General features: G+C 57.4%; 22 protein-coding genes. 8 read left to right on the top strand and 14 right to left on the bottom strand.

Annotated features, from left to right (window positions below; all coding sequences use genetic code 11):
- Positions 1-260: 260 nt before the first annotated feature.
- The gene (locus E7738_RS06995; protein ID WP_152391125.1) at positions 261-1184 is read right to left on the bottom strand and encodes a Kdo(2)-lipid IV(A) acyltransferase; all 924 of its coding nucleotides are present in this window, start codon (positions 1182-1184) and stop codon (positions 261-263) included.
- A 267-nt stretch (positions 1185-1451) separates the two neighbouring features.
- On the opposite strand from E7738_RS06995, the gene E7738_RS06990 reads away from it, so the two are divergent.
- Positions 1452-2507: an oxygen-dependent tRNA uridine(34) hydroxylase TrhO gene (locus E7738_RS06990; protein ID WP_021506440.1), complete on the top strand. Its 1056-nt coding sequence runs from the start codon at positions 1452-1454 to the stop codon at positions 2505-2507.
- Between the two features lie 44 nt (positions 2508-2551).
- Here the strand turns inward: E7738_RS06990 and E7738_RS06985 are convergent, their stop codons facing one another.
- The 10 genes from E7738_RS06985 to mdtH all read right to left on the bottom strand — a co-directional run bounded on the left by E7738_RS06985 (position 2552) and on the right by mdtH (position 10361).
- Positions 2552-3127: a YceI family protein gene (locus tag E7738_RS06985; protein ID WP_021506439.1), complete on the bottom strand. Its 576-nt coding sequence runs from the start codon at positions 3125-3127 to the stop codon at positions 2552-2554.
- 1 nt (position 3128) lies between these two features.
- Entirely contained in the window at positions 3129-3701 is a 573-nt protein-coding gene (locus E7738_RS06980) for a cytochrome b (RefSeq protein ID WP_021506438.1), read from the bottom strand.
- Between the two features lie 284 nt (positions 3702-3985).
- Positions 3986-5101: an N-methyl-L-tryptophan oxidase gene (gene solA, locus E7738_RS06975; protein WP_394516232.1), complete on the bottom strand. Its 1116-nt coding sequence runs from the start codon at positions 5099-5101 to the stop codon at positions 3986-3988.
- Positions 5102-5207: 106 nt separating this feature from the next.
- The gene (bssS, locus tag E7738_RS06970) at positions 5208-5462 is read right to left on the bottom strand and encodes a biofilm formation regulator BssS (RefSeq protein WP_021506436.1); all 255 of its coding nucleotides are present in this window, start codon (positions 5460-5462) and stop codon (positions 5208-5210) included.
- A gap of 287 nt (positions 5463-5749) precedes the next feature.
- Positions 5750-6019 carry a hypothetical protein gene (locus E7738_RS06965; RefSeq protein ID WP_010617279.1) on the bottom strand — a complete coding sequence of 90 codons (270 nt, stop codon included), beginning with the start codon at positions 6017-6019 and terminating at the stop codon, positions 5750-5752.
- Positions 6020-6163: 144 nt separating this feature from the next.
- Entirely contained in the window at positions 6164-6409 is a 246-nt protein-coding gene (dinI, locus tag E7738_RS06960; RefSeq protein WP_021506435.1) for a DNA damage-inducible protein I, read from the bottom strand.
- 68 nt (positions 6410-6477) lie between these two features.
- On the bottom strand, positions 6478-7524 hold the full coding sequence (gene pyrC / locus E7738_RS06955) for a dihydroorotase (protein WP_166718672.1): 1047 nt from the start codon (positions 7522-7524) through the stop codon (positions 6478-6480).
- A gap of 218 nt (positions 7525-7742) precedes the next feature.
- A complete protein-coding gene (locus tag E7738_RS06950) occupies positions 7743-8306 on the bottom strand; it encodes a lipoprotein (protein ID WP_021506433.1) in 564 nt (187 codons plus the stop codon).
- Positions 8307-8421: 115 nt separating this feature from the next.
- The gene (gene grxB / locus E7738_RS06945; RefSeq protein WP_021506432.1) at positions 8422-9069 is read right to left on the bottom strand and encodes a glutaredoxin 2; all 648 of its coding nucleotides are present in this window, start codon (positions 9067-9069) and stop codon (positions 8422-8424) included.
- A gap of 89 nt (positions 9070-9158) precedes the next feature.
- The gene (gene mdtH, locus E7738_RS06940; protein WP_021506431.1) at positions 9159-10361 is read right to left on the bottom strand and encodes a multidrug efflux MFS transporter MdtH; all 1203 of its coding nucleotides are present in this window, start codon (positions 10359-10361) and stop codon (positions 9159-9161) included.
- A gap of 244 nt (positions 10362-10605) precedes the next feature.
- On the opposite strand from mdtH, the gene rimJ reads away from it, so the two are divergent.
- From rimJ to murJ, 4 genes are all read left to right on the top strand, one after another.
- Entirely contained in the window at positions 10606-11199 is a 594-nt protein-coding gene (gene rimJ / locus E7738_RS06935) for a ribosomal protein S5-alanine N-acetyltransferase (protein ID WP_021506430.1), read from the top strand.
- A gap of 15 nt (positions 11200-11214) precedes the next feature.
- Positions 11215-11859: a DUF480 domain-containing protein gene (locus E7738_RS06930; RefSeq protein WP_241797815.1), complete on the top strand. Its 645-nt coding sequence runs from the start codon at positions 11215-11217 to the stop codon at positions 11857-11859.
- A gap of 1 nt (position 11860) precedes the next feature.
- Positions 11861-12781 (top strand): Gfo/Idh/MocA family protein, encoded by a 921-nt coding sequence (locus E7738_RS06925; protein WP_394516231.1) that lies wholly within the window; start codon positions 11861-11863, stop codon positions 12779-12781.
- A gap of 121 nt (positions 12782-12902) precedes the next feature.
- On the top strand, positions 12903-14441 hold the full coding sequence (gene murJ, locus E7738_RS06920) for a murein biosynthesis integral membrane protein MurJ (protein WP_058759461.1): 1539 nt from the start codon (positions 12903-12905) through the stop codon (positions 14439-14441).
- Between the two features lie 68 nt (positions 14442-14509).
- Here murJ and flgN read toward each other — a convergent pair whose 3' ends face one another.
- From flgN to flgA, 3 genes are all read right to left on the bottom strand, one after another.
- Complete coding sequence (flgN, locus tag E7738_RS06915) at positions 14510-14941, bottom strand: flagellar export chaperone FlgN (RefSeq protein ID WP_394516230.1); 432 nt, start codon at positions 14939-14941, stop codon at positions 14510-14512.
- A 5-nt stretch (positions 14942-14946) separates the two neighbouring features.
- On the bottom strand, positions 14947-15249 hold the full coding sequence (gene flgM, locus E7738_RS06910) for a flagellar biosynthesis anti-sigma factor FlgM (RefSeq protein ID WP_058775421.1): 303 nt from the start codon (positions 15247-15249) through the stop codon (positions 14947-14949).
- 106 nt (positions 15250-15355) lie between these two features.
- Complete coding sequence (gene flgA / locus E7738_RS06905; protein WP_262263925.1) at positions 15356-16015, bottom strand: flagellar basal body P-ring formation chaperone FlgA; 660 nt, start codon at positions 16013-16015, stop codon at positions 15356-15358.
- Positions 16016-16169: 154 nt separating this feature from the next.
- On the opposite strand from flgA, the gene flgB reads away from it, so the two are divergent.
- Genes flgB through flgD form a run of 3 tightly spaced genes read left to right on the top strand, consistent with a single transcriptional unit; the run spans position 16170 to position 17677 of the window.
- Entirely contained in the window at positions 16170-16583 is a 414-nt protein-coding gene (gene flgB / locus E7738_RS06900; protein ID WP_021506423.1) for a flagellar basal body rod protein FlgB, read from the top strand.
- Between the two features lie 2 nt (positions 16584-16585).
- On the top strand, positions 16586-16990 hold the full coding sequence (gene flgC / locus E7738_RS06895; protein ID WP_021506422.1) for a flagellar basal body rod protein FlgC: 405 nt from the start codon (positions 16586-16588) through the stop codon (positions 16988-16990).
- Positions 16991-17002: 12 nt separating this feature from the next.
- Positions 17003-17677 (top strand): flagellar hook assembly protein FlgD, encoded by a 675-nt coding sequence (gene flgD / locus E7738_RS06890; protein ID WP_021506421.1) that lies wholly within the window; start codon positions 17003-17005, stop codon positions 17675-17677.
- Positions 17678-17681: the final 4 nt, after the last annotated feature.

Below are 17681 nucleotides of genomic sequence, written 5' to 3'. Positions count from 1 at the left end.
GCGTGTTGCCTTACAAACTCAGGCACTGAAAAGCAGCGGCGGGCGAGGGAGAACGCGTTGGCGTAGCAGCGAAAAACCGTGATTAATGCGCAAGATAGCAGCATGCGGCGTAAAGGGTTTCGTTGATGTAAGTGTCGCCGTGTGGAAGGCATAGCAGTTCTGGCTGGGCCTTTTTTAGCGCGCCACTGCGCAGACAATCACGTGAATTAAGGCAAATGCGCGGTTAATAACGCGGGGCATTGATAATACCCCGCAACCGATTAATAGCGTGAAGGCTGCCCTTCAGGCCGGGTTTTAAAGCGGCGATGCAGCCACATATACTGCTCAGGCGCCAGCAGCACCGTCTCTTCTACCACTTTATTCATCACGATAGCGGTATCCAGTTCACTCTCCAGTGAGAATTTGTGGCGGATATCCGGCATCATTTTCAGTTCGTAGCCGCGGCCGTGCGGCAGGCGGCGTACCAGAAACGGCACCACGCTCGGATTGGCCAGACGAATCAGCATATGCGTGCCGGTGGTGGTCGCGGCTTCCTGAACGGCAAAGAACGGGGCGAATACACTGCTGCGCGGGCCGTAGTCGTGATCGGGCGCATACCAGATGATGTCGTTGTTCTTCATGGCGCGAATCATGCCTTTCAGATCTTTGCGATCCAGCATGCTTTTATTGGAACGCATGCGTCCCCAGGTTTGCAGCCAGTCCAGTAACTTGTTGTCGTTAGGGCGATACACGCCAATGCCCGGGTTGTACATGCCAAACACGCGCGCACCCAGCTCCAGCGTCAGGAAGTGCATGCCAATCAGCAGGATGCCGCGCTTTTGGGCCAGCGCCTCGGTAACGTGCTCCAGGCCGCTGGTGCTGACCCATTTACGAATACGCCAGTCCGGCCAGAACCACGCCATGCCGGTCTCAATCAGCCCCATTCCCACCGATTCGAAATTGTGCTTCACCATGGCTTCACGTTCGCTGGTCGGCATATCCGGGAAGCACAGCGCCAGATTGCGTTGCGCAACCTGGACACGACGCTTCATAAAACGCATGGCAAGGCGTCCCAGCCCGCAGCCAGTCACGTACAGCAGCGGGTAGGGCAACAGCACCAGTACATAGAGGAAACCGATGCCCAGCCAGGTCAGCCAGTAGCGTGGATGAAGGAGTTCGCGGGTAAATTGCGGAAGTTGCGTCATGGAAATATCAATGTCCTGCGTCGTGTACCAGAGAGTCCGGTTTCTGTAATTGGCCGGGATTATGCCATTTTTTCTCTCTGACTGAAATCAACCATCCGTGCGTCAGCGCACGGCGAACAGCATTTCTGCGCAGATATTGGCGAGCACAACGCAGAACCCCGTCGATTGTGGCTGACGGCAGGAGAATTGCACCAGAGGCTTTGCATCACGCTCAATTCAGGTATCATATGCGCGCTAAATTACTCTGATTGCTAACAGGTGTTCACCATGCCAGTGTTACACAACCTCGTTTCCAATAAAGAGCTGAAAGAACGTATGCTGGCCGAAACCGAGCCGCGTACCACAGTCTCTTTTTATAAATACTTCCAGATTGCCGATCCACAGGCATTCCGCGACCGTCTCTATGTTGCCTTAACCCAGCTGAAGGTGTTCGGCCGCGTCTACGTGGCACAGGAAGGGATTAATGCGCAAATCAGCGTGCCGGCCAGTCGCTATGAGGCGATGAAGGCGATGCTCTATGCCTTTGACCCGGCGCTCGACAATCTGCGCATGAACATCGCGCTGGATGACGACGGCAAATCGTTCTGGGTGCTGCGCCTGAAAGTGCGCGATCGCATCGTGGCTGACGGTATTGAAGACGGTAGCTTCGACGCCAGTAACGTCGGTAACTATCTCAAAGCGGCCGAAGTCAACGCCATGCTCGACGATCCGGATGCGGTGTTTGTGGATATGCGTAACCACTACGAATACGAAGTGGGCCACTTCGACAACGCGCTGGAAGTGCCAGCCGATACGTTCCGCGACCAGCTGCCGATGGCGGTGGATATGCTGCAGGCGCAGAAAGACAAAAAAATCGTCATGTACTGTACCGGCGGCATCCGCTGTGAAAAAGCCAGTGCGTGGATGAAGCACAACGGTTTTGATGATGTTTACCACATTGAAGGGGGCATCATCGAATATACCCGTCGCGCGCGCGAGCAGGGTTTACCGGTGCGCTTCAAAGGCAAAAACTTCGTGTTTGACGAGCGCATGGGCGAGCGTATCTCTGACGATATTCTCTCCAGCTGCCACCAGTGTGGTGCGCCGTGCGACAGCCACACCAACTGCGTTAATGACGGCTGCCATCTGCTGTTTATTCAGTGCCCGAGCTGTGCGGAAAAGTATCAGAACTGCTGCAGCCCGCTGTGCATGGAAGAGTCGAAACTGGCGCCGGAAGAGCAGCGCGCGCGCCGCGCTGGCCGTGAAAATGGCAACAAAGTGTTCAATAAATCGCGCGGTTTACTCAACATGACCATGGCGATCCCCGCGCCGGACAAAAAGTAATGGCTTAACAGCCTGGCGCATTGCCCGCCAGGCTGTACTGCTGATTACTGACGCACACCTTCGACTGAAATGATCAGCTCGGCTTTTTGTGAGGCCGGACCGAGATCTTTGCTGATGTTGAACTCTTTCAGCACGATTTCGCCGCTGGCAGCAAAGCCGGCGCGATAACCGCCCCACGGATCCTTGCCTTCCCCAATCAGCTGCGCATCCAGCGTGATCGGCTTCGTTACGCCGTTGAGCGTCAGGTTGCCGGTGATCTTATAATCCTTGCCCTGTTTTTTAACCTCAGTCGAGCTGAAGCTGGCCTGCGGGAATTTGCCGGTATTGAGGAAATCCGCGCTGCGCAAATGCTTGTCGCGCTCGGCATGGTTGGTATCGAGGCTGTTGGTATTGATGGTCACGTTGACCTTGTCCGCGGCCGGATTGGCTTCATCAAAGGTAAAGCTGCCATCAAAATCTTTAAAGCTGCCGTACAGCCAGCTGTAGCCAAGATGCTGAATGCGGAACTGAACAAACGCATGCTGACCCTCTTTATCAAACTTATACTCAGCCGCGCTGGCACTCAGGCTGGTCGAAAAGAGGGCAGCGGCGCTGAGCGCCAGCAGGGTTTTCCTGATCATATTACTTTTCCTTTTCAGAGGTTAAGGGGATGCGGTAACCGAGCATCCGTTTCAGCGTCATGTCGCGATCGACAAAATGGTGTTTCAGCGCGGCCAGGGCGTGCAGGGCAGACAACAGCACCAGAGCCCACGCCAGCCATAAATGGACCTCACCGGCGACATCGGCCTGCTCACCCGCGCCGGTAAACAGTGCCGGTACCTCAAACCAGCCAAACACTGAGACCGGCTTGCCGTCTGCGGTAGAGATCAGATAGCCGCTGATCAGCAACACCAGCAGCAGGCCATACAGCAGCCAGTGCGCAGCATGGGCGGCACGGCGTACGTGCGGCGAGTAACTGTCGAGCGGTGCCGGCGGCGGCGATATGACGCGCCAGCACAGGCGCAGCAGCAGAGCAGCAAACAGTAAGATGCCGATGCCTTTGTGAATCTCAGGGGCGCTGTGATACCAGCCGTCGTAATAGCCAAGTCCGACCATCCATATACCCAGCGCGAACATACCGTAAATCGTCAGCGCCATCAGCCAGTGCAACGCAATGGTTAACGCACCGTAATGCCGTGGAGAATTACGCCACATAGTTAAGCCGTTATCAGGAAATAAGTGGTAATGAGAATCTACAACCTGAAATAGAAAATCAATCGTCCTTACTTTTCTATAACTTTGAATTTACGGGTTCGATATATATGGCGAAAGGTTGGTGGTGTAATTCAATAATTCTGAATAGATAAGCAAATAGCAGTTTTAATCCTGGCGGCAATGGGTATTGCTACACCAAATGCGCCATAAACGCGGGCGTAAAGTAAATCTGTGTCAGGAAAGGTCAACAACTGCCAGTGCGCTCCGCACCGGCAGCAACAAAATCAGGCAAAACGCGAAAGTGAGAAGGGCGTGAGGTCAAAGGAGAACGGTTTATTCTGCGCAAATTCGCTGGCCAGTTCACCCAGCACGCTGGCGAATTTAAACCCGTGGCCGCTCAGGCCGGTGATGATCAGTCGGTCAGGCTCACCGGGCAGGGTATCGATAATAAAATCTTCATCCGGCGTGTTGTCATAGCTGCAGGCTTCACCATGCAGGCACACGCCTACGCCTGGCAGAAACTGGCGCAGGAAGCTAAAGGCTTCGTTACCGTCAGCGGCGATGCTGCCGAACGGTTTGCGGTCCGCTGGCGTCTGCATCGGCTGACCGCCATCGTGGCGTCCCACTTTCAGGGCATTATTGTCTGCCGGGAAGCCGTAGAAATGGCTGCCATCCGGCATCTCTACCGTAAAGCCGGGGAACTGGTTATTTTCGCTGTAGCGCCCATCGGCCTGATACCAGGCAAACACCTTACGCACCGGCGTAACGGGCAGATTGTCCACCAGCTGACTGACCCAGGTGCCGGCGCTGATCAGTAGCTTGCGCGCGCGGAATACGCCATCGCTGGTGGTGACCTGCTGCAGATCGCCCTCGCGGCCAATCGCGCTGACCGGGCAGTTAAACAGCTGCGCGCAGCCAGCCTGTTCCGCCAGCTGCACCCAGCTGCGCACCGCCTGTTCGCATTTCAGGAAGCCAGAGTTGGGCTCAAACACGCCGACGTAGCCGTCCGGAACGCTAAGCTGCGGCCAGCGTTTACGCACCTCATCGGCCTGTAACACCTGCACCGCTAACTGCCAGCGGTTAGCGCTGCCGATTACGTTGTGAATGAAATCCGAGCTGGCCGGCGCCAGATTAAGAATGCCACTGCGGTGCATAATGCGTTCGCCGCTCTGGCGCTCCAGCTCATCCCACAACGTCTGGGCGCGCAGCACCAGCGGCACGTAGCGTTCACCTTCGCCGTAAGCATGACGAATCAGGCGGGTTTCGCCGTGATGCGTCCCCTGGCTGTGGGGCGGGTGCGCGCTTTCGATCATCAGCACCGACAGGCCCGCCTGGGTTGCGTAGAAACCCGCGGCAGCTCCGACGGAACCACTCCCCACCACAATCAGATCATAAACCATGACGACATCACTCCTGCAAAACGGCGATTTTTTTCAATAGCATATCAAAAGAGTGCGCCCATGAAAAAGGCACCCTGTAGGGTGCCTTTTCACGCGATGGTGATGATTAGTGCTTGCGATTATCGCGTAGGTATTGCTCAGTGGACTCGATCTTTGCAATGCCAGCTTCGAGGATTGAGATAAACTGTCTGGCTACGTCAGTTGTCAGCCAGTATGTTGGGCCCACGTCAGCTTCTTCTTCTTTCTGGTCCTGCGATGATAGCGAGTGCAGGCGGATCATCATGGCGTCATAGCTGTCAACGGTGCTGATATCCCATCCCACCAGCGGATGGGTCTGGATGACGTCTTTACTTCTGTCCATTATAACCTCCTTATTACTCGTTAAACGAAGTGCTTTCGAGGTTCAATGCGTCTGTATCTTGCACTAGCGAGATAATTATAACATGGAATTAACAGTACAGTAGTTAAAAAGTGTGGTGACTAAAAACACAGCAAAATAAAAGCAGCCAAAAGCCGGTTTTCAACGAATAAATAAACGCCTTACGCAGCTGGGTATTTATTGTCGCAGCGCAACGTGTCGTCATACCGATTATCGGCATCTCAGCATTAAAACTTTAACGGGCTGAACGCCAGGGTAAAAATCTGAAATTATCCCTGCGACTCGGCAGGCAACTGCCCTTTGCGTCGATGGATCTCGTCCGCCAGCCGGGCAAAATGCTGCTGTAACTGAGCGTCATGATTCTGGTTTTGCGCTTCGAGCGTCAGATTGTGAGCCAGCAGCTGGCTGGCGCGATCGTCCAGACAGAAGGTCAGCGTAGCAAAGGCATTTTCCAGCACGGTCAAACGGCGTTGCTGTTCAGCAATGAAGGCCAGTAATTCCCCAAACGTCATCGCCTCTTCTGGTTTTTCAGTAGTCATGTGCAACACACCTCCTGTAAGCACGACGAGGCAAGAATAGGACATCGTTTAATCAGAGTCTAGCTGGCGCGGGTTTTTCTGGCGAGCGGGAAATAAAAACAAAAAAGCCGGGCGGCGGGCCCGGCAAAAACGGCACAGTGGCGGTTAATCGGTAATAAACCAGTCGTCAGCGCTTTCCCAGGTTTCCTGCAAAATATCGCTGATGCGGTCGCGTGATTCTTTACAGCCGCCAAACACGCTGAGCTGGTTACCACCGGCATAGCGCACTTTGACGTGATGATTGTCGTCGGGAAAATCGCGGGAGATACGGCGAGTGAGTTCAGCGCTCAGTGCATCCAGTGCACCGGCGGGAAGGGGCTGAGTCTTTGCTACGGTAATTTCAACACGCATAAACGCCTCCGGGATAATATACTGGTTATTTGTACAGTATAAAATTCCCGAAGGCAAGCGGCAGATGATTATTCTTTGATGCGCCAGTTAAGGGTTTCACCGGCGAGGAACGGAACCAGCGTATCGTCAGCGACCGTGATGCTCTCCTGCACCGTCCACGGCTCACGCACCAGCGTCAGGGTACCGTCGTTGAGCGGCAGGCCGTAGAAACTGGGGCCGTTCTCAGAGCAGAAGGCTTCAAAATGCTCCAGTGCGCCAAGCTCTTCAAACACGGTCAGATAAGCGGGCAGCGACGTCGGCGCATTAAATACGCCGGCACAGCCACAGCTGGCTTCTTTCAGGTGGCGCAGGTGCGGTGCCGTGTCGGTGCCCAGGAAGACACGCCGGTTGCCGCTTGCCACCAGGTTACGCAGCGCTTCCTGATGAATGTTGCGCTTCAGAATGGGCAGACAGTAGAGATGCGGGCGCACGCCGCCCACCAGCATGTGGTTGCGGTTGAACATCAGATGCTGCGGCGTAATGGTCGCGCCAAGCAGTTCGTTACCGGCGGCCACATACTCTGCAGCTTCCTTCGTGGTGATGTGTTCCATCACCACTTTCAGGCCCGGGAACTGCTGGCGCAGCGGCTGCAGCACGGTTTCGATGAAACGCGCTTCACGATCAAAGATATCAATGTGCGCATCGGTGACTTCGCCGTGCACCAGCATCGGCATACCGATTTCCTGCATGCGCTCCAGCACGCTGGCAATTGAGGCAATGTTGGTGACGCCATGGCTGGAGTTGGTGGTGGCGTGTGCCGGATAGAGTTTTGCCGCCGTAAAAATACCGCTGCGGAAGCCGCGTTCGATTTCGTCCGCATCAAGCGAATCGGTGAGGTAACAGGTCATCAGCGGCGTGAAGTGATGCTCAGCAGGCAGCGCCGCCATGATGCGTGCGCGATACGCTTCGGCAGCCGCAACGCTGGTGACCGGCGGAACCAGATTTGGCATGACAATCGCACGACCATTCACCGCGCTGGTATAAGGCAGCACTGCATTGAGCATCGCGCCATCGCGCAGGTGGATGTGCCAGTCGTCAGGGCGGCGAATCGTGATTTGCTGGGGTTGGGCTGTCATTCAAAAAGGCTCCGGCTGAGGTGAAAACGAAATGGCTCGTTTAGGCCGGGGACTAATCATAAGGGGGTGGGCAACCGTTTGCACGGGATTTTGCAGTACGGGAGAGAAATAACCGCAGGCGCGGCAAATTGCGTAGCAGCGTGGCAGGCGCGCGCAGAATCATGCCGGCATCCTGCCACGCTATGCAGGGCCGCCACTGAGAACGGCCCCTTGCAACGTTAATCGGTAAACGGAATCACCAGCTGGCCAGGCTTCACTTCCAGTCCTTTAGCCAGTTTCTTCGCCAGCGCCTCGCCCTTGCTGCGGTCGGCGCTCAGCACGTAGGCGGGTTTTTCATTGAAATAGCGCTTGAGGGATTCGTTCAGATACGGCGTAAGGGTTTTCATGATCGACGCCATCTTCTCAGGTTGCACCTGCGCGTCGACGATTTCGAGGTCCTGCAGATAGATTGCGCCCTGCTGAGCATTGTACACCGGTTGCGCTTTCATCTTCAGCTGCATTTCGGCCTGCTGCGGACCAAACAGCGAGCTGACGTTGATGTTGGCTTTACCAGACAGCGTCACTTTGCCGGGTTCTTCACGGCCAATCTGGCTGCTCAGGTCGGTCAGTACAATATGGGCATTCACCAGCCCGGACACGCCGATGTCTTTCTCATAGTTGTTGCGCTTTTGCAGCGCCTGATTCACTTCCTGCTCGCTGATGGTGTATTGCGTCAATTGGTTACAGCCGCTGAGCAGCACGGCAAAAAACAGGGCAAACAGCCCGGGAAACGCCTTCTTCATGATTTCTTCTTCCTGGTTGATACGGCCAAACAGCCTTAAGCCTGCCTGATTCAGGGCCAGGTGTCACCAGGAGAGAGATGAGAAACGCAGCCGCGCGCTTCTCATCACAGCGCCATCAGGCCGCAATCGACGACAGCAGATTCACCTGCGTCTGTTTTGCCATATTATCGCGGTAGTCGGCGACACGGCTCGGCCATTCGATACCGGAAACCAGCGTCAGCGAGCGCAGCAGCGGAAACAGATGAATGTCATCCTCAGACAACTCGCCGTTCACCGCATTGGGTTTGACGATCAATTTATCCAGCTGGCGCAGATCATCGCTGATATTTTTGATGAAACCCGGGGCATGCTTACGCAGTTCGGCAAAGTCACCGAGGCTGGCCTGTTTCTTTTCGCGGAAGTAATCACGCGCTTCGGGGGTGGCAAATTCAGCAAACGCGGCCTCGGCGATGCGCGGCAGCAGCAGCTTGTTGATGTAGCCATTGACCCGTCGCAGCCAGTCGGCGATGGCGGGATTTTGCTTGCCGGTCAGCAGCGGCTGGCGATCCTGATTATCGACAAAGCGCACGATATCCATGCTCTCCGGCATCGCACTGCCATCGGCTTTTTGCAGAATCGGCGCCATTTTCTGGCCAATCAGCTTTTTCGGCGTTGCTTCATCATCATTGAGCATCACAATCAGCTCAACCGGCAGGTTTTTCAGGCCAAATATCATGCGTGCTTTGACGCAGAAAGGGCAGTGATCGTAGATGTAAAGTTTCATCCCGTTTCTCCTGTGATTCTCAGGGTGACGGAGGTCACCCTTTTTCCGGACGTGCGGGAAGTATGGAAGAGAACGCCTGAACCGGCAAACTAGCTGCTGAAGATCGCCGGTGCCACCTGGCGCGGCTGGAACTGCCACCACAGCGCCAGTAGCGTGATGATGCCGACGGTGCTGAGCAGCATCCACGGCAGCTCCGGCAGGGCCAGCTGCTGGCCCATATCGAACATCCAGCCGCCACCGGAGTAGCCAATCAGCCCGCCAATCGCCAGGCCGAGCCGGCTGAACCCCATGTAGCTGCCGCGTGCCCGGGCGCTGGCCAGGGAGGCACTCAGGGTTTCACGCGCCGGTTCAGCGATGATCGATCCGAGATAGAAGACGGCGATCAGCAAAAACAGCGACGGCAGCGAATCGGTCATGCCAACCGGCAGCAGGCTGAAGGTCATCAGAAACAGTCCGGCCATCAGGCGCGTCTCGAGGCGGAAGCGCTTTTCACTCCAGCGCGCCAGCGGATAGAGCAGGCTGAGTGACAGCAGCGCTTCAATCGCGTACATCCACTTCACCGCCGCCGGTGCGCCCGCCACCTGATTGACCATGACCGGCAGCATCAGCATCACCTGCACGGCGAGAATGTAATAGCCGGTCAGGGTAAAGACATACAGGCGGAAACGGCGGTCGCGCCACACACGCTGCATTCCCTCGCGCATGGCGATACGCTCCGTAGAGATGCGCCATGCTGGCAGCCACACGGCGTTAAAGATGGCGGCGACGACAAACACCGCCGCACCGACCCAGCACACCAGACGGAAATCCCACGCCAGCAGCCAGCTGCCAATCAGCGCGCCCAGCACCGCGCCGGCGCTGTCCTGCATCATCAGCAGCGAAAAGAAGCGTCCGCGCTCGCGTGCCCGCACCAGTTTCACCACCAGCGCGCTGCGTGGCGGATCGAACAGCGTGCCGCCCAGTCCGGACAGCAGGCAGGCCAGCCACAGCAGCCACGGCTGATGCGCCAGCGCCATACAGGCGAAACCGGCGGCACGCATCAGCATGCCGGTGACAATCAGCGGCCGCGCGCCAAAACGGTCAGCAATGGCCCCACCGAAGATACCCAGCCCCTGCTGCACCAGCTGACGCAGGCCGAGCGCAATGCCCACCAGCAGCGCGGCCCAGCCAAGCTGTTCCACAAAGTGAATGGAGATCAGGGGAAACACCACAAAGAATCCCATTACCACCAGCATGTTATCGACTAACAGAAACGTTTTTCCAAGGCGTCGTGCCCGCGCAACCCGTGACATGCTGAATCCTGAGCAAGTGAGAAGAAAAAGTGACCAGTTGGTCTATTTTCTGCCTGCTACGGCGGGAAAAATAGCGTTTTCAGGATGATATTTTTTTATCCAGCCTGAAGAGAAATTAATCCTTAATCGGAATCAATTGCCGTGAGCGATGCGCGGGGTTTTACCGCAGCCGGGGTGACGGTTATAGTGAGAAGTAACGCCGCTGGCGTACATCTTTCTTTCGTTATGGATTTCAGGAGTCATGATGTTTGGCTATCGCTCTGCTGGCCCGCGCGTGCGGCTTACCACCGATCGTCTGGTGGTGCGTTTAGTACATGAACGCGATGCCTGGCGTCTGGCGGATTACTACGCCGAAAACCGCGCCTTTCTTAAACCCTGGGAACCGGTGCGCGATGAGAGCCACTGTTATCCCTCTGGCTGGCAGGCGCGTCTGGGTTTAATTGCCGACATGCATAAACAGGGCTCCGCGTTCTATTTTGTGCTGATGGACCCGGAAGAGCATGAAGTGCGCGGCGTCGCTAACTTCAGCAATGTGCTGCGCGGATCGTTTCATGCCTGTTATCTCGGCTACTCGCTGGGAGAGAAGTGGCAGGGGCAGGGCATGATGTTTGAGGCGCTGCAGGCGGCGATTCGCTACATGCAGCGCCAGCAGCGCATTCATCGCATCATGGCCAACTATATGCCGCACAATCAGCGCAGTGGTGATTTGCTGGCGCGCCTCGGTTTTGAAAAAGAGGGCTACGCCAAAGACTATTTACTGATTGATGGCCGCTGGCAGGATCATGTGCTGACGGCGCTTACCTGGCGCGAATGGAACCCGGATCGTCGCGGACAATAATAAAAGGAACACGTAATGAAGATGGCTCTCTCCGCGCAGGCATTGCGCGTGATCGGCTGCCTGCTGGAGAAGCAGGTCACCACGCCGGATCAATATCCGTTATCCCTCAATGGCGTGGTCACCGCCTGTAATCAGAAATCTAACCGTGAGCCGGTAATGAACCTGAGCGAAAGCGAGGTGCAGGCACAGCTCGATGAGCTGGTGAAAAAGCATCTGGTCACCGCTAACAGCGGTTTCGGTCAGCGCGTCAGCAAATATGAACAGCGTTTCTGCAACTCGGCGTTTGGCAATCTGCAGCTGAATGCCGCCGAAGTGGCGGTGCTGACGCTACTGTTCCTGCGCGGCGCGCAGACGCCGGGCGAACTGCGTACCCGCAGTGGTCGTCTGCATGAGTTTCAGGACATGGCCGAAGTGGAACGCACGCTGGAGGGGCTGACGACGCGCGATGACGGCCCCATGGTGGTGCGTCTGGCACGCGAGCCGGGCAAGCGAGAAAGCCGCTATATGCATCTGTTTGGCGGCGAGGTGGTGGACGAACTACCTGCCAGCCACACCGCGTCGCCTGAGTCTGACGATCTGGCCGCGCGCGTTGCTCAGCTGGAAGCGCAGGTGGCGCGCCTTGATGCTCAGCTGCAGCAACTGCTGCAGCGGGAGGCGTGAAATGACGCTGCGTATTGGTGTGGTCGGGCTTGGCGGTATCGCGCAGAAAGCCTGGCTGCCGGTGCTGGCACAGGCCAGCGGCTGGCAGCTGGTGGGCGCGTTCTCGCCCAGCCAGGCCCGGGCGCAGCCGATCTGCGACAGTTACCGTATTCCTTATTTTAGTCAGCTGGATGCGCTGGCGGCGGCCAGCGATGCGGTGTTTGTGCACAGCAGCACCGCCAGCCATTTTGAGGTGGTGCAGGCGCTGCTGCTGGCCGGTAAAGATGTTTGTGTCGATAAGCCGCTGGCCGAAACGCTGCAGCAGGCGGAGACGCTGGTGGCGCTGGCGGAAAAGCGCAAACGCAAACTGATGGTGGCCTTCAACCGGCGCTTTGCACCGCGCTACCAGCAGCTGAAAGCGCAGCTGCCGGGCGCGTCCTCGCTGTGCATTGAGAAACACCGGGCAGACAGCGTCGGCCCGCACGACCTGCGCTTTACCCTGCTGGATGACTATCTGCATGTGGTCGATACCGCGCTGTGGCTGGCCGGCGGCAAGCTCAGGCTGGAGCTCGGCCATATCGACACCCATGATGACGGCGCAATGCTCTACGGTGAGCACCATTTCTCGGCCGGATCGCTGCAAATTACCACCAGTATGCATCGCCGCGCGGGCACGCAGCGTGAAGTGGTCAGCGCCACCTGCGACGGGCGTTACATCGAGATTAATGAGATGCGCGACTGGCGTGAAGAGACGCTTAGCGGCCTGCGCAGTGATGTCCCGCCGGCGTGGCAAAGTCATCTGACCCAGCGTGGCTTCAGCGGTGCGGCACACCATTTTATCCAGTGCGTGGAAAATCAGACGATGCCTGAAACCAGCGGTGAACAGGCGCTGGCGGCGCAGCGTCTGGTGGAAAAACTGTGGCGCGACGCCGTACAGGAATAATCCCTTGTAACACTCAATGCTGGTCATTTCCCACCGCAGCAGTAGACTATCGCCGGACATCGCAGGATGTCCGCGCTAAGTTGCTCATTTATCCGACACTTTTCAGGATGCGCCACTCATTATGAATTTGCTGAAATCGCTGGCTGCGGTCAGTTCGATGACCCTGTTTTCCCGCGTGCTGGGCTTTGCCCGCGACGCCATTGTGGCGCGCGTTTTCGGGGCTGGCATGGCCACCGATGCCTTTTTCGTGGCGTTCAAACTGCCCAATCTGCTGCGCCGTATTTTCGCCGAAGGCGCCTTTTCACAGGCCTTCGTGCCAATTCTTGCCGAATATAAAAGCAAGCAGGGCGAAGACGCCACGCGGGTGTTTGTTGCCTATGTATCAGGCCTGCTGACGCTGGTGCTGGCGGTGGTGACGGTGCTGGGCATGGTCGCAGCCCCCTGGGTAATCGTGGTAACGGCGCCGGGTTTTGCCGATACCGCCGACAAGTTCGCCTTAACCAGTTCGCTGCTGCGCGTCACCTTTCCTTATATTCTGCTGATCTCGCTGGCATCGCTGGCCGGGGCGATTCTTAATACCTGGAACCGCTTCTCCGTCCCGGCGTTCGCGCCCACGCTGCTGAATATCAGCATGATCGGCTTTGCGCTGTTTGCCGCGCCGCACTTCCATCCGCCGGTGATGGCGCTGGCGTGGGCAGTGGTCGTGGGCGGGCTGCTGCAGCTGTTTTATCAACTGCCGCACCTGAAAAAGATTGGCATGCTGGTACTGCCGCGCGTCAACCTGCGCGATGCCGGCGTGTGGCGGGTGATGCGCCAGATGGGCCCGGCGATTCTCGGCGTGTCGGTGAGCCAGATCTCGCTGATCATCAATACCATTTTCGCCTCGTTTCTGGTCTCCGGCTCGGTGTCGTGGATGTACTACGCCGATCGTCTGATGGAGTTTCCCTCTGGCGTGCTGGGCGTGGCGCTCGGCACCATCCTGCTGCCGTCGCTGGCGAAGAGTTTTGCCAGCGGCAACCACGATGAATATTCCCGTCTGATGGACTGGGGCCTGCGTCTGTGCTTCCTGCTGGCGCTGCCGAGCGCGGTTGCGCTGGGCATTCTTTCCGGTCCGCTCACCGTGGCGCTGTTCCAGTACGGCAAATTTACCGCTTTTGATGCGGCGATGACCCAGCGCGCGCTGATTGCCTATTCGGTTGGGCTGATGGGGCTGATCGTGGTGAAAGTGCTGGCGCCGGGCTTTTATTCGCGGCAGGACATCAAAACGCCGGTTAAGATTGCTATCGCCACCTTGATCATGACCCAGCTGATGAACCTGGCGTTTATTGGCCCACTGAAGCACGCAGGTCTGTCGCTGTCGATTGGTCTGGCGGCCTGCCTGAATGCGGCGCTGCTCTACTGGCAGCTGCGCAAACAGCAAATCTTTCAGCCGCAGCCGGGCTGGCACGGTTTCCTGCTGCGTCTGCTGGTCGCCGTCGCGGTGATGGCCGCTGCGCTGCTGGGCATTCTGCAGGTGATGCCGGCGTGGGAAGAGGGGCAGATGTGGTGGCGGTTACTGCGGCTGGCGGCGGTGTGCGCCATTGGCGGCGGCGCTTACTTCGTGATGCTCGGTTTACTGGGCTTCCGCCCGCGCGATTTTGCCCGCCGGACGGCGGTGTGAGCGCACAATAAAAAAGGGTCGCCTGGCGTGGGCGACCCTGATTCAGCGGACCCGCAGCACGGCTGCGTTTAGCCTTTGCGGCTCAGCGTGGTCTGGCCTAAACCACGACCGTCCGGGCCGTAAAATGACTGGGTCTGATGCGGTTTCAGCACCGACAGCGCCTGTTCGGTAAAGGTCATCTGATGCTGCAACAGCATGCCATTGTGCTGATTGGCGTCGCGCAGACGCTGGGTATGTTGCTGAATGCTGTGCCAGCGGCGTGCAATATCAATGTGACCACGATAAGGCGCTTTGGTACCCAGCGACAGCTCGGTTTTGCGGCGCATCTCGTCCAGATAATTCAATGTCGTCAGCAGCGCGCTTTTATCTTCTGTAATGCGCTGCAGCAGGTTGCCATTAATCCGTCCGGCAGAAAGTTGCTGCTGCTCTTCATCCATCACGACGTTAAGCGAACTCAGCACATCCTGCATTTTATCTAAGGTGGTCAGCAGATTATCCATCGGGACTATTTACCCTCTAAAAACGCCCTGGTATCGGCGATCAGCGCATCGGCGATCTTACCGGTATCCATTTTCAGTTCACCATTACGAATGGCGGTCTTCAGCTGCTCTACGCGCGCTGTGTTAATATCTTTGCTGCCCGGCTGCATCAGCTGCGCCTGAGCGGGACTCAGCGTCACTTCCGCACCATTCTGGCTGGTGCTGGCGGCCGGTGCGCTGTTCTGACGCACTTTTGCCTGGTTGTCGCTGCTGTCACGGGTTTGTACAGTGCTCACCGGTTTTAAAGGCTGCGTTCTGTCGATACTCATGGTGTGGCTCCTGTTAGGGTCAGTTGGGGATCAGCCAACTGAGTCAGCATAGGGTAATATCATTGTTGATATCTCTATCGGCAGAACAACAGCGTTCTTTAACGCTTTATAGCGATATCAGAATATTCCCATCCTCGCTGACACGACCGCTTACCACCTGGCCATTGCTCATGCGCACGCGCACCGTCTGCGCCGCGCTGGCGTTGTTTAACGCACGACCTTCACTGCTGGCATTAAAGCCGCTGCCGCTGGCAATCACCATCACATTCTGACCGGCTTTCACCCGCCACGGCTGGCGCAGCATGGTGGCCGTCACCGGCTGGCCTGGCGCAATGTCACGCAGGGCAATGGCGTCCGCCAGATTGCTGCTGCTGAGCAGCGCGCGCGCCGGCAGCGTATCCAGCCGGCCACTCTCCAGGCGGAAATCACTGGCGCTGACGTTGCTGCCACGCGCCAGCTGACGATTGGCCACCAGATACTCGCCGGTGACCTGCACCTGCACCTGCAGATAGCGACGATTCTGGCCGCAGCTGGCGGCAATGCTCAGATTGCCCCACTGGCGACTGTTACCCGGCAGCAGCAGCTGCGGTGTGTCGCAGGCGGGCCACTGCGTCTGCGGCGTGCGGACCACCACGGTCATACCGGCGGCGTGCTGCGGATCGCGCGCCTGAAAGAACTGAGTCAGCTGCGCGCTGAGATCGGCGGCATAGCCGGGCGTCGCGAAGGCCAGCCACAGCAGGGCCAGCAGGGAAGAAGTTGTACGCATCAACGCCTCCTGTCGAAAAGATGGCACTGAGTCTACTCCGCGCACCAAAAATTCAAGGTGAAAAATAGCCACGATTTTTGCTGCTATTCAGACGATAGCCCTTGCTTTTGTCCCATTAAGCTGTCAGCTCGAAATTCTCATTCGCGGAGGAAGCATGCTCGACAAACTCGATGCCGCGCTGCGATTTGGTACAGAAGCATTAAACCTGCGGGCGCAGCGCCAGGAGATTCTGGCGTCTAACATTGCCAACGCCGATACCCCGGGCTACCAGGCGCGGGATATCGACTTTGCCAGCCAGCTGAGCAAGGTGATGCAGAACGGCCGTGCCGAAGGCAGCAGCCTGGCGCTCAATGTCACGTCATCACGTCACATTGAAGCGCAGACCAACTCACAGCCCGCACTGGATCTGCTGTACCGCATTCCCGATCAGCCTGCCGCGGATGGTAACACCGTGGATATGGATCGCGAGCGTACGCAGTTTGCGGATAACAGCCTGAAATACCAAACCGATCTCACCCTCATCAGTAGCCAGATCAAAGGCATGATGAGCGTTCTGCAGGGGCAATAATCATGGCATTGCTGAATATCTTTGATATCGCCGGTTCTGCGATGACCGCACAGTCTCAGCGGCTCAACGTCAGCGCCAGTAACCTGGCCAACGCCGACAGCGTCACCGGGCCGGACGGCCAGCCGTACGTGGCGAAGCAGGTGATTTTCCAGACCGATGCCGCTCAGGGCGCGGCCACCGGCGGCGTCAAAGTAGCCGGTGTCGTGAACGACCCGACGCCCGCCAAACTGGTGTATGACCCGGGTAATCCGCTGGCTGACCAGAAAGGCTACGTCAAAATGCCTAACGTCGACGTGGTCGCCGAAACCGTTAACACCATGTCCGCGTCGCGCAGCTATCAGGCCAACGTCGAAGTGCTGAACACGGTGAAGTCAATGATGATGAAAACCCTCACCATGGGTCAGTAACGGAGACGCATTATGAGCCTTGCAGTAGGGATTAAAGACAACCTCGACCCCACGGTCCTCAGCTCCAGCAGCAGCACCGGCAGCGGCAACAGCGCGCAGGATCTGCAAAACCAGTTCCTGAACATGCTGGTGACGCAGCTGAAAAATCAGGACCCGACTAACCCGATGGACAACAGTCAGCTGACAACCCAGCTGACGCAGATCAACACCCTGAGCGGCATTGAAAAACTCAATACCACGCTGGGATCGATCTCCGGTCAGATCAGCACCAGCCAGTCGCTGCAGAGCTCAACGCTGATCGGCCATGGCGTTATGGTGAAGGGCAGCCAGGTGCTGGTCGGCAGCGGCACCAGCACGCCGTTTGGCGTGGAGCTGGGCACCGCGTCGACCGCCACCAGCGTCACCATCAAAGATGGCAACGGCAGCGTAGTGCGCTCCATCGATCTCGGCGGTCTCAGCGCCGGCGTTCACACCTTCTCGTGGGACGGCAAGATGGACGATGGCAGCGCCGCACCGGACGGCAAATATACGGTTTCACTCGCCGCCAGCAATGGCAGCACCCAACTGGTGGCACAGCCGCTGAACTACGCCTATGTCAACGGCGTCAGCACCGTGAATAACACCGCAAAACTGGATCTCGGCACCATGGGCTCCGCGACCCTCGATGAAATTCGTCAGATTCTCTGACTAA

The sequence above is a fragment of the Pantoea sp. SGAir0430 genome (assembly GCF_043549295.1).
This window is presented reverse-complemented; position numbering and strand designations above follow the sequence as displayed.

Bases quoted from the DNA above. Each gene is read 5' to 3' on its own strand.
- flgB (WP_021506423.1), top strand. From the start codon at position 16,170: ATGCTCGACAAACTCGATGCCGCGCTGCGATTTGGTACAGAAGCATTA.
- flgC (WP_021506422.1), top strand. From the start codon at position 16,586: ATGGCATTGCTGAATATCTTTGATATCGCCGGTTCTGCGATGACCGCA.
- E7738_RS06925 (WP_394516231.1), top strand. From the start codon at position 11,861: ATGACGCTGCGTATTGGTGTGGTCGGGCTTGGCGGTATCGCGCAGAAA.
- murJ (WP_058759461.1), top strand. From the start codon at position 12,903: ATGAATTTGCTGAAATCGCTGGCTGCGGTCAGTTCGATGACCCTGTTT.
- bssS (WP_021506436.1), bottom strand. From the start codon at position 5,462: ATGGACAGAAGTAAAGACGTCATCCAGACCCATCCGCTGGTGGGATGG.
- E7738_RS06995 (WP_152391125.1), bottom strand. From the start codon at position 1,184: ATGACGCAACTTCCGCAATTTACCCGCGAACTCCTTCATCCACGCTAC.
- rimJ (WP_021506430.1), top strand. From the start codon at position 10,606: ATGTTTGGCTATCGCTCTGCTGGCCCGCGCGTGCGGCTTACCACCGAT.
- pyrC (WP_166718672.1), bottom strand. From the start codon at position 7,524: ATGACAGCCCAACCCCAGCAAATCACGATTCGCCGCCCTGACGACTGG.
- flgN (WP_394516230.1), bottom strand. From the start codon at position 14,941: ATGGATAATCTGCTGACCACCTTAGATAAAATGCAGGATGTGCTGAGT.
- E7738_RS06985 (WP_021506439.1), bottom strand. From the start codon at position 3,127: ATGATCAGGAAAACCCTGCTGGCGCTCAGCGCCGCTGCCCTCTTTTCG.
- flgD (WP_021506421.1), top strand. From the start codon at position 17,003: ATGAGCCTTGCAGTAGGGATTAAAGACAACCTCGACCCCACGGTCCTC.
- flgM (WP_058775421.1), bottom strand. From the start codon at position 15,249: ATGAGTATCGACAGAACGCAGCCTTTAAAACCGGTGAGCACTGTACAA.
- grxB (WP_021506432.1), bottom strand. From the start codon at position 9,069: ATGAAACTTTACATCTACGATCACTGCCCTTTCTGCGTCAAAGCACGC.
- E7738_RS06950 (WP_021506433.1), bottom strand. From the start codon at position 8,306: ATGAAGAAGGCGTTTCCCGGGCTGTTTGCCCTGTTTTTTGCCGTGCTG.
- E7738_RS06980 (WP_021506438.1), bottom strand. From the start codon at position 3,701: ATGTGGCGTAATTCTCCACGGCATTACGGTGCGTTAACCATTGCGTTG.
- solA (WP_394516232.1), bottom strand. From the start codon at position 5,101: ATGGTTTATGATCTGATTGTGGTGGGGAGTGGTTCCGTCGGAGCTGCC.
- dinI (WP_021506435.1), bottom strand. From the start codon at position 6,409: ATGCGTGTTGAAATTACCGTAGCAAAGACTCAGCCCCTTCCCGCCGGT.
- E7738_RS06990 (WP_021506440.1), top strand. From the start codon at position 1,452: ATGCCAGTGTTACACAACCTCGTTTCCAATAAAGAGCTGAAAGAACGT.
- E7738_RS06930 (WP_241797815.1), top strand. From the start codon at position 11,215: ATGAAGATGGCTCTCTCCGCGCAGGCATTGCGCGTGATCGGCTGCCTG.
- flgA (WP_262263925.1), bottom strand. From the start codon at position 16,015: ATGCGTACAACTTCTTCCCTGCTGGCCCTGCTGTGGCTGGCCTTCGCG.
- mdtH (WP_021506431.1), bottom strand. From the start codon at position 10,361: ATGTCACGGGTTGCGCGGGCACGACGCCTTGGAAAAACGTTTCTGTTA.
- E7738_RS06965 (WP_010617279.1), bottom strand. From the start codon at position 6,019: ATGACTACTGAAAAACCAGAAGAGGCGATGACGTTTGGGGAATTACTG.